Consider the following 15,117-nt stretch of genomic DNA (forward strand, 5'->3'; position numbering starts at 1 on the left):
ACCTGCCCTCCCGCGGCACCGCCACCCACGCCGGGACACCGCACCTGCCCTCCCGGGGCACCGCCACCCACGTCGGGACACCGCGGCTGCCCTTGCGGGACATCGCGGCCTCCCCGGTGGGGCACCGTCGCTCCCCGTGCGCCCGCTCTACCCCGCGCGCTGGGGCGGCAGGGACGGTTGGAGAAGCAGCATCCGCTCCACCAGGCGCAGGAACATCGCGGTGTCCCGCAGGAGATCGTCGGCGTCCCGGCGGCTGGCCGCGCCGACTATCCCCGCCTCGGCCTTGGCCCGGCGGTCGGCACCGGACGCGAACAGCGCGCTCCACTCGACGAGTTCGGGCGCGACCTCGGGCAGCACCTCCCAGGCGCTGCGGATACGCTGCCGCCGGCGCGGCGTGCTCTCCGGCCGGCCGCGGACGGCGAGGACGGCGGCCGCGGTGCGCAGCGCGGCCAGATGGGCGGTGGCGAACTGCTCGTTGGGGGTCTGTAGGGTCTGGGCTTCGTCGAGGCCCTGCCGGGCCTGGGCGAGCAGATCGAGGGCGGCGCGTGGTGCGGTTGCCCGTCGCAGGACGGGGTGGACATCACTTGGGGGACCGTACGCAGCGGAGCTGCCCCCGGTGGGACGAGCTGCCATGACGAACCTCCTGTCGTCGCATGCCGGTTGGGACCGAATGCCGATTCGGACCACCTGCCCCCATCGTGGGGCACACCACTGACAATCGACCGTGACCTGCACTTTCGCCGGAAGTGACGGCCTCACCGGCGTCGATGGGACAGGGGCTACGGAAAGAGGAACGAATGATTCCGGCATCCCTCTTGCGGAAGGCGCGGCGAGCTCTGCATACTTTTTGAACTGACCAGTCAGTTCAAGGAGGGATCGTGGACAGCACCCCGCACGGGGCGGCGGTCACGGCCGCGGGATTCGGCCTCAAGGGCCCCCGCGGATGGGCGTTCCGGAACATCGATTTCAGCGCCGAACCCGGCTCGCTGATCGCCGTACAGGGCCCCTCGGGCTCGGGCCGTACGTGTCTGCTGCTCGCGCTCACCGGCCGGATGAAGACCGCCGCCGGCACCGCCGAGGTCGGCGGACTCCCCCTACCCGGGAAGCTGGCCGCCGTCCGGGCGGTCACCGCGCTGGCCCACGTACCGGGTGTCGCCGAACTCGACCCCGCACTGACGGTGGGCGAGCACCTACGGGAACGCGCCCTGCTGCAGGGCCGGTTCGGGGGTTCGCTGCGCGCCCTGCTGCGGCCGCGCCAGGAGCGCAGGGCGGAGGCCCGCGCCCTCGTCGACCGAGCCCTTGAGGCGGCCGGACTCGACGTGGAGGCGCTGCCCAAGGGGCCGCGTACGTCGGTGCGCGACCTGGAGCGACTGGAGGCACTGCGGCTTTCCGTGGCGCTGGCCCTGATCGGGGGGCCGCGGCTGCTGGCCGTCGACGACACGGACCTCAAGCTGTCCGGCGCGGAGCGTGCGGCGGCGTGGACGATGCTGCGCGGCCTGGCGGCGGCCGGGACGACGGTGCTGGCGGTCTGCAGCGAGCCGCCCGAGGAGGGCGAGGGCGTGGTGCTGGTGCACACGGGAGGGCGCCCGGAGCGGGGCACCCCGGACGGCCCGAGCACCGCGAAGACCCGGGACGCCACGGAGGCGACGCAGGGCACCACGGGGGCTCATGGCGCCGCGGAGGCCCAGGGCACCGCGGAGGCGAGGGACACCGTCGAGACGCAGGATGCCCCGGAGACCGAGGACGCCGTCGGGGCTCAGGACACCACCGAGGCGCACGGTGCCGCGGAGGGCGAAGCCGCGGAGAGCGAAGCCGACGGCGGCCCCGGGAACGCTGCGACGGCTTCGTCCCCCCGTCAGGACGGCAACGACAGCTGCAACGGGGCTGACAGCGACGGCAGCGACGGCAGCAACAACGAGGCCGACGGCAACGAACGCGACGAGGAGGGGGCGGTCGATGCGCTCACCGAGACTGGCCGCGCTTGAGCTGAGGCGGTTCGGGCGGGGCAAGCTGCCACGGGCGGCGTTGGTCGCGCTCCTGCTGCTGCCGCTGCTGTACGGCGCGCTGTACCTGTGGTCCTTCTGGGACCCGTACGGGCGGCTGGACAAGATACCGGTCGCACTCGTCAACGAGGACCAGGGCACGGAGGTCGGCGGGAAGCGGATCTCGGCGGGCGAGGGCATCGTCGACGGGCTGGCCGACAGCCACACCTTCGACTGGCGGCCGGTGGGCGCCCGGGAGGCCGCCGACGGCGTCGAGGACGGCACGTACTACCTGTCACTGACGGTCCCCGCGGACTTCAGCCGGCGGATCGCCTCCAGTTCGGGCGACCACCCGGAGACCGGCGCCCTCAAGGTGCGCACGAACGACGCGAACAACTACATCGTCGGGCAGATCTCCCGCACGGTGTTCTCCGAGGTGCGCGCGGCGGCCTCGGCGAAGTCGTCGCGCACCTTCTTCGACAAGATCTTCGTCTCCTTCTCGACCCTGCACGACAAGACCGCACAGGCCGCGGACGGCGCCGAGCGGCTCAAGGACGGTATCGGGCAGGCCAAGGACGGCGCGGGCAAGCTGGCGGACGGGCTGGGGACCGCGAAGGACGGCAGCGGCAAGCTCGTCACGGGCCTGGGTGACCTGGACTCGGGCGCCGGGCAGCTCTCCCGGGGCAGCTCCGACCTCGCCCACGGAGCCGGTACGGCGGCCGACGGCTCGCGCCAACTGGCCGACGGCTCCCGGCAGGTGGCCGACGGGACGCAGCAGCTGGCCGACACCGTCAACGGCTTCGACGACAAGGTGGGACCGTTCGTCCGGGCGCACGGCAAGGAGATCGGCGCGGCGGCGCAGCTCGTCGCGGACGGGTCGCAGGCGGTCCGCGACCACCTGGGCTCACTGCCCGGTGCGGCGGCGACCGGGGCGAAGCTCTCCCGGGGCATCTCCGACCACATGGCCGCGTTCTACCGGCAGCGCTGTGAGAGCGCCCTCAGCCTGGAGACGTCCTGCAGCGAGCTGAAGCAGCTCAAGGACCAGGCCGCCGCGGCGGCGGACCAGGCCGAGAAGATCAGCGGGTATGTGCACGACCAGAAGAACCTCGACCAGCTCGACCGGGACCTCGACACCCTGCACTACCTGGCGAGCGAGCTGGCGCGGCACGGGCCAACGCTGGGCGCTGACATGGATGCCGCGGTCAAGAAGATCAACGACCTCAACGACGGTGCGCACAAGGTGTCGGCGGGCGCCCGCAAGCTGGCCGCGGGCAACGCCCAACTGGCCGCCGGCGCGGACCGGCTCGACGACGGCGCGCACACCCTGCACCACGGCACCGGCAAGGCCGCGTCCGGTATGGGCGCGCTCGACTCCGGTGTGGGCAGGCTCAAGGACGGCGCGCACACCCTGGACGGCGGGCTGTTCAAGCTCTCCGACGGCTCGCAGAAGCTGGCCGGCGGGCTGCACGCCGGGGTGCGGCAGATCCCCGACTACGGCAAGAAGGAGCGCGATGCCCGCACCCGGGTGATGTCCGACCCGGTGCAGCTCGCCTCGGACTCCGCCCACAAGGCGCCGAACTACGGCACCGGGTTCGCCCCGTACTTCATCCCGCTGTCCTTGTGGGTGGGCGCCATGGTGGCGTACATGCTGATTCAGCCGCTCAACCGGAGAGCCCTGGCGATGGGCGCGTCCTCCTGGCGGGTGGCGGTGTCCGGGTGGCTGCCGGTGGCCGGTATCGGGGTGCTGCAGACCGCGGCGCTGATGTCGGTGCTGCACTTCGGGCTGGGCCTGGAGATGACCAGGACGGCCGGCACGCTGGGCTTCCTGGTGCTGGTCACGGCCTGCTTCTCGGCGCTTGTGCAGTGGCTGAACGCGCAGTTCGGACCGGCCGGCCGGATCCTGGTGCTGGCGCTGCTGATGCTCCAGCTGACGTCGGCGGGCGGCACCTACCCGGTGCAGACCAGCCCCGGGTTCTTCGGCGCCATCCACCCGTATCTGCCGATGAGTTACATCGTCGAGGGGCTGCGCCGACTCATCACCGGCGGGGAGACCGCGCCGGTCTGGCAGGGCGCGGCGGTACTGTTGGCCTTCACCGTCGGAGCGCTGGCGCTGACGTCGCTGTCGGCGCGCGGACGCCAGGTGGTGCGGATGAAGGATCTTCATCCGGAGCTGAGCCTGTGAGCGCCGATGCCGCCCGGACCGGCACAATCGCCCCCATGGACAGCTCCAACACACGCCGCGACGCCACCCGGCGCAAGCTCTTCGAGGCCGCGGTCACCCTCATCGCCGAACAGGGTTTCTCCTCCACCACGGTGGACGAGATCGCCGAGCGGGCGGGCGTCGCGAAGGGCACGGTCTACTACAACTTCGCGAGCAAGAACGTTCTCTTCGAGGAGCTGCTGCGGCACGGCATAGAGCTGCTGGCGACCTCCCTGCAGGAGGCCTCCCAGGAGGTCACCGACCGGGGCGGCAGCCGGATCGACGCGCTGGACGCGATGATCCGGGCCGGTCTGGACTTCATCTCCCGTTACCCGGCGCTCACCCAGCTCTACGTCGCCGAGCTGTGGCGCACCAACCGGGCCTGGCAGTCGACGCTGATGGTGGTGCGCGAGCGGGCCATCACCGTGGTGGAGGACGTGCTGCGGGAGGCGGTGGCGGGCGGGGAGCTGAGCGAGGAGATCGACATCCCGCTGACCGCTTCGGCGCTGTTCGGGATGGTGCTGGTGGCCGCCCTGGACTGGCAGTCCTACCAGCCGGACCGGTCGCTGGACGAGGTGCACGCGGCACTGTCGCGGCTCCTGCAAGGGCGGGTCAGCGGCCGCCCGTCCTAAGCCCCTGGGGGTGGGTGCGCGACCGGGCCCCGGCAGGTGGGTGCGCGCCGCAGTGGTCAGATGCGGCGCGCACCCCGTTCCCCCGTAAGCCGGCACACAAGAGTGCGCCGCCCTGGCGCGGACCGATCCCCCGTCGATCCGACCAGGACAGCGCTTCCCCCGTGCTCCCCCGTACTTCCCCCGTGTTCCCCCGTGCTTCCCCCGTCACGGTGGGGGAGCCGCGCCGTTCCGCCGCCCCGTGTCGGCGGTGCGGCGCCGCTTCCCTGCCGTGGGCCCTACTCTTCCGTCCGGGCCGGTCCCGGCCCATCCGCGTACCTACTCATCCGACGGTCTGAGTACGGATACTCAATCCTGAGCACCGGCCCCCATGGGGGGCCTACGATCTCCGGCGTGTCCGTACTTCCCTTGGTATTCACCAGTGGCTGGGCGAGCGGGATCAACGCCTATGCCGTCGTGCTGCTCCTCGGCCTGCTCGGGGTGACCGGTGTCACCGACGAGGCACCGGCCGCGCTGCAGCGGCCCGATGTGCTGATCGCGGCCGGGGTGCTCTTCGTGGTCGAGGCCATCGCCGACAAGATCCCGTACGTGGACTCGGTGTGGGACTCCGTGCACACGGTGATCCGGCCGGTCGCCGGCGGCGTGGTGGCCGCCCTGCTGGCCGGCCACAGCGGCTCGCTGCCCGAGCTCGCGGCGGGGGCGGTGGGCGGCTCCACGGCGCTGCTGAGCCACCTGGTGAAGGCGGGGACGCGGATCGCGGTCAACACCTCGCCGGAGCCGGCCAGCAACATCGTGCTGAGCCTCGTCGAGGATCTGGGCGTCGCCGGGCTCATCGTGTTCGCCGTCTTCCATCCGGTGGCCGCCGCGGTGATCGCGGGGACGCTGCTGGCCGCGGGCGTCACGCTGGTGATCGTGCTCTGGTCGCGGATCCGCCGGTACCTGCGGCGCCGGCGGGCCCGGCGGGAGGAGAAGCGGCTGGCCGCGGTGGGCGGCGAAGTGGTGCCGCCGGCGGGCTGAGGCGCGAGCCGGGCGGCCCGGGCCGAGGGCCGTGCGCACCGGCCGTGCGTGGTCGGCCCACCGGTCGTGCGGGCGCTGTCAGTGGGCCCGGATAAAGTCGCAGGCATGGCACGGATTGCGGTGATCGGCGCCGGGATGGGCGCGATGGCGGCCGCCGCCCGGCTGGCCGTCGCGGGCCACCGGGTGGCGGTGTTCGAACGGGACGCGACGTACGGCGGCGCGGTGCGCCGGCTGACGAGGGACGGCTTCGCCTTCGACACGGGGCCGGGGCTGCTGCACCTGCCCGCGGTCTACCGCGACCTGTTCCTCAAGACCGGCCGTGAGCCGTTGGAGAGCTGTGTCGAGCTCTCCCAGGTCGACCCCGCGAGCCGCCATCTCTTCGCCGACGGCACCGCCGTCACGCTGCCCAACGCCTCGCGGGCCGGGGTCCTGGCGGCCCTGGACGAGGCGCTGGGCGAGGGCGCCGGCGAGCGGTGGAGCGCCCTGGTGGGGCGCGCCCGCGAGGCCTGGGACGCCATGCGCCGGCCGCTGCTGGAGGAGCCGCTGTGGCGGGACTGGCAGGTGCTGGGGCGCGACCCCTATCCGGCGGTGCGTCGGCGCGGCCTGTTCGGGCGCGGCAAGGGCCCGACGACGGCCACGCTCGCCGAGGTCGCCCGCCGTGAGCTGGCCGACCCCCGGCTGGTGGCACTGTTGGAGAGCCATGCGCCGGCCTACGGCTTCGACCCGCGCAGCGCCCCGGCGAGCGCCGCGGTGCTGCCGTACATGGAGCAGACCTTCGGCAGCTGGTATCCGCGCGGTGGTGTGCGGGCGCTGGCCGAGGCGCTGTACGAGCGGTGCCTGGCGCGCTCCGTGGAGTTCGCCTTCGGTGCGGAGGTGACCGGGATCGTCGAGAAGGACGGCCGGGCGGCGGGCGTGGAGCTGGCCGACGGCCGGGTGCACGACGCGGAGTTCGTGGTCGCGGGCCTCGACCCGGCCCGACTGCCGGCGCTCCTCGGAGGGCGGCAGCCGTACGGCGCGGAGGATGTGCGGCCCGCGGAGCGCCCGGAGGTCCGGGGGACGGGGCGGCTGACGGTCTGTCTGGCGCTGCGCGGCGGGCGGGAGCCGGGCGCCGCGCACCGGACGGTCGTTCATACCCCGGACCGCGCCGCGGAGTTGGCGGACGTCTTCGACGCCGGCCCGGGGCCGCGGACGCCCCGTACGCGGCCGACGGTGACCGTGCTGCGCCCGGACGACCCCACCACCCGGCCCGACGACGGCCATGAGGCGGTGACGCTGTCCGCGCCGGTGGCCCCGTCCGGTCCGGCTGACGAACGGGACGGTACGGCCGCCGAGGCGGCCGCCGACCGGCTGGTGGAGGCCGCCTCGGCGGCGGTTCCCGGGCTGCGGGAGCGGGTGCTGTGGCGGGCGGTGCTGCCGCCCGCCACGGACGCTCCGGTGACGGGGCCGGCGCTGGCCGGCCAGGAGGGCCGCTTCCTGCGGCCCGGCAACCGCACCCGTATACCGGGGCTCTACGCGGTCGGTGGCCACGCGCACCCGGGCGGCGGCCTGGCCCATGCGGGGATGTCCGGCGCGCTGGTGGCGGGACTGATCGTGCACGGCAACGACTGGCACGGCTCTCAGTAGCGCGGCCCGGCGCGCCCCGCACCGCCCGGTCGGGCGGCTCAGTAGCGGTACTGCTGCCCGTCGTAGCCCTGCTGCTGGTACGGCGGGTAGGGCTGCTGCTCGGGCGGGAGGTCGTGGTCGCGCTGCTGTGGCACCCAGGCCCCGTCGGCCGTGGTCTCGCCGTAGCCCTGGCCCGGCTGCTGGCCCTGGCCGCCGTACTGCTGCGCGCCGTAGGACTGGGCGTAGGGGTCGGGCTGCGCGTAGGGGTCGGCCTGGGCGTAGGGGTCCGGCTGCGCGTAGGGGTCGTAGGACGCGGCGTACTGCTGGGCGCCGCCGTACGGGTCGCTGTAGCCGGTCTGCTGGCCCTGCCCCATGCCGTCGCCGTAGGCCGCGTACGGGTCCGCGGCATAGGGGTCCTGGCCGTTCGCGGGCCCGCCGTAACTGCCGTCGTAGGCATAGCCGTTGGCGCTGCCGTCGCCGGTGCCGCCGTAGGCGTCGTAGCCGGGGTAGCCGCCCGGCGCGGGGCGGGCGTCGGAGCTGTAGATGCCGTACTGGCCGGTCTCGTCGGGCATCGGCTGCGGGGCGTAGACGGTGTCGTCGTAGGACGGGGCGGGGAACGCCTGGGTGGCGAAGACGCTCTGGTCCTGCGGGTCCTGATAGGGGTCCTGGGCCGGGTAGCCGCCGGCCGTTCCGTAGCCGCCGGTGGTGTAGTCGTCGCTCCGGTAGTCGTAGGAGCCCTGGCCGACGTAGGTCTCCTGGGCGGCGAACGCCTCCTGTTCGGTGGAGGGCTGCCGGCCGGCGTCCTTGTTCTGCAGGCCAGCGAGGCTGCCGAAGCCACCGGTGCTCTCGAAGGTGTCCGGGCCGTTGTCGAGCGGGCGGGCGGGGCCCGACGCGGGGGCCTCGGGGGCCGGCACCGCCTCCAAGTCGGAGACCTCCAGGGTCGGTTCGGCGGCGGGCGGGGCGGACCTGCGGCCCCGGCCGCGACGGCCCTCACCGCGCCGACCTTCACCGCGCCGGCCCTCGCCGCGGTTCTCACCGCCGCCCTCCGCCCGGTTCTCGCCGCCCCTCCCGCCGATCGCCCAGCCGGTGGTGAAGCCCTTCCTGAAGGAGAGCGTCACCTGCGTCTGGCCGAAGGCGAAGGCGATCAGGCCCAGTCCGATGACGATCACGGAGGGGATCACCACACCGACAACCACAGCGAGGAAGCCGGCGAAGGCCAGCAACCGCCAGCGCAGCCGTGCCTTGTACTGAAGGAGCACCTCGCCCAGCAGCCACACTGCGACCAGACCGAACGCGATGTAGAGGATCGTCCAGCCCATATACGCCCCTCTTCCGCCGCTCGGCGGCCGCAGTGATTCAGGGCCGCTGGTGCAGGCCCAGATTCTCGTAGATTTCCAGGGTCGCCGTGGAGTGGTTCAGGGTAATGAAGTGCAACCCGGGAACGCCCTCGGCCATCAAGCGCGCACACAGTTCCGTCGCGTACTCGATGCCAATGGAGCGTACCGCCGCCGCGTCGTCCTTGACGGCGAGGATGCGCTCGGCCAGATCGGGCGGGAAGGCGGCATTGCTGAGCTGCGCGAACCGCTCGATCTGACGGACGTTCGTCACCGGCATGATCTCCGGGATGATCGGTGTGGGGCAACCCGCGGCCGAAACCCGGTCCCGCAGCCGGAGGTAGTCCTCGGGGTAGAAGAACATCTGGGTGATGGCGAAGTCCGCCCCGGCCCGGCACTTGGTCACGAAGTGGGCCACGTCGGTGTCCCAGTCCGTCGACCGCGGGTGCATCTCGGGGAAGGCGGCGACGCCGACGCAGAAGTCGCCGGACTCCTTGATCAGCCGCACCAGATCGGCGGCGTAGGCGACGCCGTCGGGGTGCTTGACCCACTCACCCATGGGGTCGCCTGGTGGGTCGCCGCGCAGCGCGAGCATATTGCGGATCCCGGCGCCGGCGTACTGGCCGATGATGTTGCGCAGGTCGGCCGTGGAGTGGTTGACCGCGGTCAGGTGGGCGACGGGGGTGAGGGTGGTTTCGGTGGCGATGCGCTCGGTGGCGCGCACCGTGCCGTCACGGGAGGTGCCGCCGGCACCGTACGTCACCGAGACGAAGGTCGGGGAGACCGCTTCGATCCGACGAATGGCGTTCCACAGGGTCCGCTCACCCTTCTCGGTCTTCGGGGCGGCGAACTCGAACGAGTAGGACTGCTTGCCGGAAGCGAGCAGGTCGCGCACGGTGCGTGCGCGATCAGTCCTGGTGGAAGCTGTACCTAGGGCCATACCGGCAGGTTAACCACCCGGCGGGCGCACACCAACCGTCATCGGCGTTATGCCTGGTTGGTCGGCCTGGTGTCCACGGGTTGGACATGTCCCGGCCGTGCGGCCGTCCGGAGGCGTTTCCCCGGGCCGCGCCCCGGAGGAGTCAGCAGGGCCGGACGGATCAGTCCCGGTCCGCCCGCTCCCGGATGCGCCGGGCCAGGTCGGCGGCGGCCGCGCCCGGGTCGTCGGCCTCCGTGAGGGCGCGGACCACCACGATCCGGCGGGCGCCGGCGTCCAGCACCTCGTCGAGGTTGTCCGCATCGATCCCGCCGATCGCGAACCAGGGGCGCTCGGGGGCGCGCGCGGCGGCGTAGCGGACCAGGTCGAGGCCGGGGGCGTGGCGGCCGGGCTTGGTGGGCGTGGGCCAGCACGGGCCGGTGCAGAAGTAGTCGACGCCGGGCTCGGTGAGCGCGGCGTCCACCTCGGCCTCGGCGTGGGTGGAGCGGCCTATCAGGACGTCCGGGCCGAGGATGGCGCGGGCGGCCGGCACCGGCAGGTCACCCTGCCCGAGGTGCAGCACCTCGCTGCCGAGGGCGTGCGCGACGTCGGCCCGGTCGTTGACCGCGAGCAGGGTGCCGTGCCGCCGGCAGGCGTCCGCGAAGACCTCCAGGTGCCGGAGCTCCGCACCCGCCTCCATGCCCTTGTCGCGCAGTTGGACGATGTCCACGCCCGAGGCCAGCACCGCGTCCAGGAACTGCTCCAGGTCGCCCTGCTCCGTGCGGGCGTCGGTGCACAGGTAGAGCCGGGCGTCGGACAGGGCCTCGTGTGCGGTGCTCATCGGGCGGCATTCCCCCCAGGTCAGGGGCGTACGGGACGGCCGTGCGGCCCGTACGCCCCTCGGATGTGGTCACGGATGCCGGTGCGGGGCGGGCGAGCGCGCCGCACCGGGCGGATCAGACGGCGAGCGCCTGGGCCCGGCGCTTCACCTCCGTACCGCGATTCTCGCGCAGCGCCTGCGCCGGGGTGCCGGGCAGGGTGTCATCCGCGGTGAAGAGCCACTCCAGCATCTCCTGGTCGGTGAAGCCGTCGTCCTTGAGGAGCGTGAGCGTACCGACGAGGCCCTTGACCACCTTGTCGTCCTTGATGAAATCGGCGGGCACCTGCAGCGCCCTGTTCTCCCCGCGGCGCACCGCGATCAGCTGGCCCTCCTTCACCAGCTGCCGGACACGCGTCACCTCGACGCCGAGCCGTTCGGCGATGTCGGGGAGGGTGAGCCAGGCAGGGACGAGTCCATCGATGTTTGCGTCAATCTCGGTCACAGGACAAGCGTGCCACCTCGCACTGACAGCCGGTAGCCGGGCATCGCCAAGAGGGGCTCCGGGCACCCCGGAGGGTGACGGTGCACCCGCCGGTAGGCCGTCGGTGCGCCGGGCCTACCGCGCCGCGGTCTTCAGCGGTACGGCCGCGTTCGCCGCGCGGTCCCGGTCGAGGACCGTGCCCCGCTCGATGAGCTTGCGGCCCTGGGCGAGGTCCCGAGGCCGCCCCACGGCCAGCAGCGCGACCAGCCGCTCCTCGCGCAGCCAGATCACCGACCAGGCCGCGCCGGCCGGATCCCCGCGCCAGACCAGCTCGTCGGCGTCCCCGTGGTGGCCCGCGTACTGCACGAACCGGCCGAACTGCTCGGACCAGAAGTACGGGACGGGGTCGTAGACCAGTCCCTCCGTCCCGCCGCGGGCGATGTTCTCGGCGACCGTACGGGGGCCCTGGAGGGCGTTGTCCCAGTGGTGGATCAGCAGCCGGCTGCCGTACCGGGTGGACGGGAAGGAGGCGCAGTCGCCGACCGCGTACACCTCGGGGACGGAGGTGCGCAGCCGCTCGTCGGCGAGCACCGAGCCGTCGTCGGCGGAGACCGCGACGCCCGAGCCGGCCAGCCAGGCGGTGGCGGGCCGGGCCCCGATCCCGACCACCACGGCGTCGGCGGGCAGGGTGGTGCCGTCCGAGAGCGTGACCGCACCGGGGGTGACGGAGGCGACCCGGGCACCGGTCCGCAGCTCGGCGCCGGCGTCCGCGTACCAGCCGGTCATATGGGCGGCGACCTCGGCGGGCAGCGCACCGGCCAGCGGGCGGTCGCCGGCCTCCACGACGGTGACGGCACAGCCCGCCTCGCGCGCGGCGGTGGCGAACTCGGCTCCGATCCAGCCGGCTCCGACGACCACGATCTCGTGCTGGGCGGCGAGCACCGGCCGCAGCCGCTCGGCGTCGTCGAGGGTGCGCAGCAGGTGGACGCCGGGCAGCCCCTCGCTGCCGGGCAGGGTGATGGGCTCGGCGCCGGTGGCGATGACCGCGTGGTCGTAGCGGACCGGGCCCTCGGAGGTCTCGACGAGCCGGCGCTCGGGCACCAGGGCGGTGACCCGGCGGCCGAGGTGGAGCTCGATGCCGAGCCCGGCGAAGTCCACCTCGAAGGCCGAGCCGTCGGCCTTGCCCAGCAGCACCGCCTTGGACAGCGGGGGCCGGTCGTAGGGCGGGTGGGGCTCGTCGCCGAACAGGGTGATCGCGCCGGGCCAGCCCTGTTCGCGCAGGGCGACCGCGGTCTGCACACCCGCGATTCCGGCGCCGACGATCACGACGCGGGGCGTGCGGTCAGGGGCCTGGGAGGACTTGCTCTGCTCGCTCACCCAATCACTCTAGGACGGGGCACGACGCCGCCCGCAGCAGCGCGCAAGGAGATCTCTGACACAGCGTCACAGACCGCGGTGCCGGTTCCCGGGGGCCTTGCGGCGGGCCCGCGGGGTCCGGCGGGCCCGCCCCGGCGCTGCCTTACGGCGCCCCACACCCCCGTATTAGGGTGGTGCCCGCACTCGCGGGAGCCCGGACGCACCGGGCTGAGAGGGAGGCTGGCCGGCCTCCGACCGTACGAACCTGATCCGGGTCATGCCGGCGAAGGGAGGGGCTGGACGCCCATGCATCCACCTGCCACACCACCGACTCTCGCCTCCGGGCACCCCGATGTCCTGGTCATCGGGGGCGGCATCATCGGCCTGGCCACCGCCTGGCGGGCGGCCGCCCGCGGGATGACCGTCACGGTGGCCGACCCGTCCCCCGGAGGCGGCGCGGCCCGCGTCGCGGCCGGGATGCTGGCCGCGGTCACCGAGCTGCACTACGGCGAGCAGACCCTGCTGGGCCTCAACCTCGCCTCGGCGCACCGCTATCCGCGCTTCGTGGCGGAGCTGGAGGAGGCCGCCGGGGCGCACACCGGCTACCGGCGGTGCGGCACCCTGGCCGTCGCGCTGGACGCCGACGACCGTGCCCACCTGCGCGAGTTGCACGCCCTCCAGGTGCGCTCCGGCCTGGACTCGCAGTGGCTCACCGGCCGCGAGTGCCGCCGCCTGGAGCCGATGCTGGCCCCCGGCGTACGGGGCGGCCTGCGGGTCGACGGCGACCACCAGATCGATCCCCGGCGGTTGGCGAGCGCCCTGCTGACGGCCTGCGAACGGGCCGGGGTGGCCTTCCTGCCGAACCGGGCCGAGCGGCTGACGGTCCACGGCGGACGCGCCACCGGCGCCGTCCTCGACGACGGCACGGCGGTGGCGGCCGGGCAGACCGTCCTGGCGGCGGGCAGCCACAGCGGCCGGCTGGCCGGGGTGCCCGACGAGGTGCTGCCGCCGGTACGGCCGGTCAAGGGCCAGGTGCTGCGGCTGCGGCTGCCGGACGTACCGGCCGGCTCCCCCGCCTTCCTGTCCCGCACCGTACGGGCCGTGGTCCGCGGCAACCCGCTCTATCTGGTGCCGCGGGAGAGCGGTGAGCTGGTCGTCGGCGCCACCAGCGAGGAGCTGGGCTGGGACACCACCGTCACCGCGGGCGGGGTCTACGAACTGCTGCGGGACGCCCACGAACTCGTCCCCGGTATCACCGAGCTGCCGCTGGTCGAGAGTTGCGCCGGGCTGCGCCCCACCTCCCCCGACAACGCACCGCTCCTCGGCCCGACCGAGCTGCCCGGCCTCCAGTTGGCCACCGGCCACTTCCGCAACGGCGTCCTGCTGACGCCGGTCACCGGCGAGGTGATGGCCGAGGCGCTGGCCACCGGCAGCCTCCCCGAAGAGGCCCGTCCCTTCACCCCCCTGCGCTTCACCCGCACCACGGCGGGCCCGGAGCGCGCCCCCCTCCTGGAGGAGCAGCCCGTATGAGTGCCGCCACCCCCACCGTCTCGGTGTCCGTCAACGGCGAGGCCCGTGAGATCCCCGGCGGGCTCACCCTCGACCGGCTCGTCGCGACCCTCTCCACCGCCCCCACCGGAGTGGCTGCGGCGCTCAACGACCTGGTGGTGCCGCGCACCCAGTGGCCCACCACCCCGCTCGGCGACGGCGACCGCGTCGAGGTGCTCACCGCGGTGCAGGGAGGCTGACGCCATGACCGACACCGCGGCCGTCCCCGGGACGGCAACCGCGCCCGACCCCCTCGTCCTCGCCGGCACCACCTTCACCTCCCGCCTGATCATGGGTACCGGCGGCGCCCCCAGCCTCGACGTCCTGGAGCGCGCCCTGCTCGCCTCCGGTACGGAGCTGACCACCGTCGCCATGCGGCGGCTGGACCCGACCGTGCAGGGCTCGGTGCTCTCCGTCCTGACCCGGCACGACATCCGGGTGCTGCCCAACACGGCGGGCTGCTTCACCGCCGGCGAGGCGGTGCTCACCGCCCGGCTCGCCCGGGAGGCGCTGGGCACCGACTGGGTCAAGCTGGAGGTCGTCGCCGACGAGCGGACCCTGTTGCCGGACCCGATCGAGCTGCTGGACGCCGCCGAGACCCTGGTGGACGACGGGTTCACGGTGCTGCCCTACACCAATGACGACCCGGTGCTGGCCCGCAAGCTGGAGGAGGTGGGCTGCGCCGCGATCATGCCGCTCGGTTCGCCGATCGGCTCCGGCCTGGGCATCCGCAACCCGCACAACTTCCAGCTGATCACCGAACGGGCCGGCGTCCCGGTCATCCTGGACGCCGGCGCCGGCACCGCCTCGGACGCGGCGCTGGCCATGGAGCTGGGCTGCTCGGCGGTGATGCTGGCGTCCGCGGTGACCCGCGCCCAGGAACCGGAGCTGATGGCTCACGCGATGCGCCATGCCGTCGAGGCCGGCCGCCTGGCCCACCGCGCGGGCCGCATCCCCCGCCGCCACTTCGCCCTGGCCTCGTCCCCCACGGAGGGCAAACCGGACCTCGATCCGGAACGACCGGCGTTCTGAACCTTGGGGAGCTTCCCGCGTTGTCGGCTGACCCGTCGTGGTGGTTGTTCGCCGGTGGGGCCGGCGGCCCGTGCGTCGTCGACTTTCGCGCCGTGGCGCCTGCGGCGGGCGGGTCCGCTGCGCGGGGCTGTCGGCTGCGGCGGGCGGTCCTGCGGGGGTGGGTGTCCAGACTGCTTCGCTTTACGTCTGGACACCCACCC

14 protein-coding genes and 1 riboswitch are annotated in these 15,117 nt (G+C 73.6%); of the genes, 8 read left to right on the forward strand and 6 right to left on the reverse strand.

All coding sequences use genetic code 11. The features are described 5' to 3' along the window. Positions 1-147: 147 nt before the first annotated feature. Positions 148-633: an SAV_6107 family HEPN domain-containing protein gene (locus AB0G84_RS16215; protein WP_361320506.1), complete on the reverse strand. Its 486-nt coding sequence runs from the start codon at positions 631-633 to the stop codon at positions 148-150. 245 nt (positions 634-878) lie between these two features. On the opposite strand from AB0G84_RS16215, the gene AB0G84_RS16220 reads away from it, so the two are divergent. The 5 genes from AB0G84_RS16220 (at position 879) to AB0G84_RS16240 (ending at position 7,451) form a co-directional block, all read left to right on the forward strand. Further along, the gene (locus tag AB0G84_RS16220; RefSeq protein ID WP_361320508.1) at positions 879-1,985 is read left to right on the forward strand and encodes an ATP-binding cassette domain-containing protein; all 1,107 of its coding nucleotides are present in this window, start codon (positions 879-881) and stop codon (positions 1,983-1,985) included. Next, positions 1,957-4,164 carry a YhgE/Pip domain-containing protein gene (locus tag AB0G84_RS16225; RefSeq protein WP_361320510.1) on the forward strand — a complete coding sequence of 736 codons (2,208 nt, stop codon included), beginning with the start codon at positions 1,957-1,959 and terminating at the stop codon, positions 4,162-4,164. The genes AB0G84_RS16220 and AB0G84_RS16225 overlap by 29 nt, the downstream gene beginning before the upstream one ends. Positions 4,165-4,199: 35 nt before the next feature. Continuing rightward, positions 4,200-4,814 carry a TetR/AcrR family transcriptional regulator gene (locus tag AB0G84_RS16230; RefSeq protein ID WP_361320512.1) on the forward strand — a complete coding sequence of 205 codons (615 nt, stop codon included), beginning with the start codon at positions 4,200-4,202 and terminating at the stop codon, positions 4,812-4,814. 390 nt (positions 4,815-5,204) lie between these two features. Beyond that, complete coding sequence (locus AB0G84_RS16235) at positions 5,205-5,828, forward strand: DUF4126 domain-containing protein (protein WP_361320514.1); 624 nt, start codon at positions 5,205-5,207, stop codon at positions 5,826-5,828. A 105-nt stretch (positions 5,829-5,933) separates the two neighbouring features. Further along, on the forward strand, positions 5,934-7,451 hold the full coding sequence (locus AB0G84_RS16240; protein ID WP_361320515.1) for an NAD(P)/FAD-dependent oxidoreductase: 1,518 nt from the start codon (positions 5,934-5,936) through the stop codon (positions 7,449-7,451). Positions 7,452-7,489: 38 nt separating this feature from the next. Here the strand turns inward: AB0G84_RS16240 and AB0G84_RS16245 are convergent, their stop codons facing one another. The 5 genes from AB0G84_RS16245 to AB0G84_RS16265 all read right to left on the reverse strand — a co-directional run bounded on the left by AB0G84_RS16245 (position 7,490) and on the right by AB0G84_RS16265 (position 12,358). After that, positions 7,490-8,749 (reverse strand): hypothetical protein, encoded by a 1,260-nt coding sequence (locus AB0G84_RS16245; RefSeq protein ID WP_361320517.1) that lies wholly within the window; start codon positions 8,747-8,749, stop codon positions 7,490-7,492. A gap of 37 nt (positions 8,750-8,786) precedes the next feature. After that, the gene (gene metF, locus AB0G84_RS16250) at positions 8,787-9,704 is read right to left on the reverse strand and encodes a methylenetetrahydrofolate reductase [NAD(P)H] (protein WP_361320519.1); all 918 of its coding nucleotides are present in this window, start codon (positions 9,702-9,704) and stop codon (positions 8,787-8,789) included. 160 nt (positions 9,705-9,864) lie between these two features. After that, on the reverse strand, positions 9,865-10,521 hold the full coding sequence (gene thiE, locus AB0G84_RS16255) for a thiamine phosphate synthase (protein WP_361320521.1): 657 nt from the start codon (positions 10,519-10,521) through the stop codon (positions 9,865-9,867). A 115-nt stretch (positions 10,522-10,636) separates the two neighbouring features. Next, on the reverse strand, positions 10,637-11,002 hold the full coding sequence (locus tag AB0G84_RS16260; RefSeq protein ID WP_361320523.1) for an Rv2175c family DNA-binding protein: 366 nt from the start codon (positions 11,000-11,002) through the stop codon (positions 10,637-10,639). Positions 11,003-11,116: 114 nt separating this feature from the next. Beyond that, a complete protein-coding gene (locus AB0G84_RS16265; protein ID WP_361320525.1) occupies positions 11,117-12,358 on the reverse strand; it encodes an FAD-dependent oxidoreductase in 1,242 nt (413 codons plus the stop codon). Positions 12,359-12,533: 175 nt separating this feature from the next. After that, positions 12,534-12,646, forward strand: a riboswitch (TPP riboswitch). Between AB0G84_RS16265 and thiO the strand changes: the two genes are divergently transcribed. The 3 genes from thiO (at position 12,644) to AB0G84_RS16280 (ending at position 14,917) form a co-directional block, all read left to right on the forward strand. Beyond that, a complete protein-coding gene (gene thiO, locus AB0G84_RS16270; RefSeq protein WP_361320527.1) occupies positions 12,644-13,867 on the forward strand; it encodes a glycine oxidase ThiO in 1,224 nt (407 codons plus the stop codon). (Overlaps the previous riboswitch by 3 nt.) Then, positions 13,864-14,085, forward strand: coding sequence for a sulfur carrier protein ThiS (thiS, locus tag AB0G84_RS16275; protein ID WP_361320529.1), 222 nt, complete (start codon positions 13,864-13,866; stop codon positions 14,083-14,085). Before thiO ends, thiS begins: the two co-directional genes overlap by 4 nt. 4 nt (positions 14,086-14,089) lie before the next feature. Beyond that, positions 14,090-14,917, forward strand: coding sequence for a thiazole synthase (locus AB0G84_RS16280; RefSeq protein ID WP_361320531.1), 828 nt, complete (start codon positions 14,090-14,092; stop codon positions 14,915-14,917). Positions 14,918-15,117 lie beyond the last annotated feature (200 nt).

This window comes from Streptomyces sp. NPDC020742, assembly GCF_040641675.1.
Classification (GTDB): Bacteria; Actinomycetota; Actinomycetes; order Streptomycetales; family Streptomycetaceae; genus Streptomyces.

Excerpts from the sequence above, each read along its gene's own strand:
- AB0G84_RS16215 (WP_361320506.1), bottom strand. The coding sequence starts at position 633 with ATGGCAGCTCGTCCCACCGGGGGCAGCTCCGCTGCGTACGGTCCCCCA.
- AB0G84_RS16225 (WP_361320510.1), top strand. The coding sequence starts at position 1,957 with ATGCGCTCACCGAGACTGGCCGCGCTTGAGCTGAGGCGGTTCGGGCGG.
- AB0G84_RS16230 (WP_361320512.1), top strand. The coding sequence starts at position 4,200 with ATGGACAGCTCCAACACACGCCGCGACGCCACCCGGCGCAAGCTCTTC.
- AB0G84_RS16240 (WP_361320515.1), top strand. The coding sequence starts at position 5,934 with ATGGCACGGATTGCGGTGATCGGCGCCGGGATGGGCGCGATGGCGGCC.
- AB0G84_RS16245 (WP_361320517.1), bottom strand. The coding sequence starts at position 8,749 with ATGGGCTGGACGATCCTCTACATCGCGTTCGGTCTGGTCGCAGTGTGG.
- metF (WP_361320519.1), bottom strand. The coding sequence starts at position 9,704 with ATGGCCCTAGGTACAGCTTCCACCAGGACTGATCGCGCACGCACCGTG.
- thiE (WP_361320521.1), bottom strand. The coding sequence starts at position 10,521 with ATGAGCACCGCACACGAGGCCCTGTCCGACGCCCGGCTCTACCTGTGC.
- thiO (WP_361320527.1), top strand. The coding sequence starts at position 12,644 with ATGCATCCACCTGCCACACCACCGACTCTCGCCTCCGGGCACCCCGAT.
- thiS (WP_361320529.1), top strand. The coding sequence starts at position 13,864 with ATGAGTGCCGCCACCCCCACCGTCTCGGTGTCCGTCAACGGCGAGGCC.
- AB0G84_RS16280 (WP_361320531.1), top strand. The coding sequence starts at position 14,090 with ATGACCGACACCGCGGCCGTCCCCGGGACGGCAACCGCGCCCGACCCC.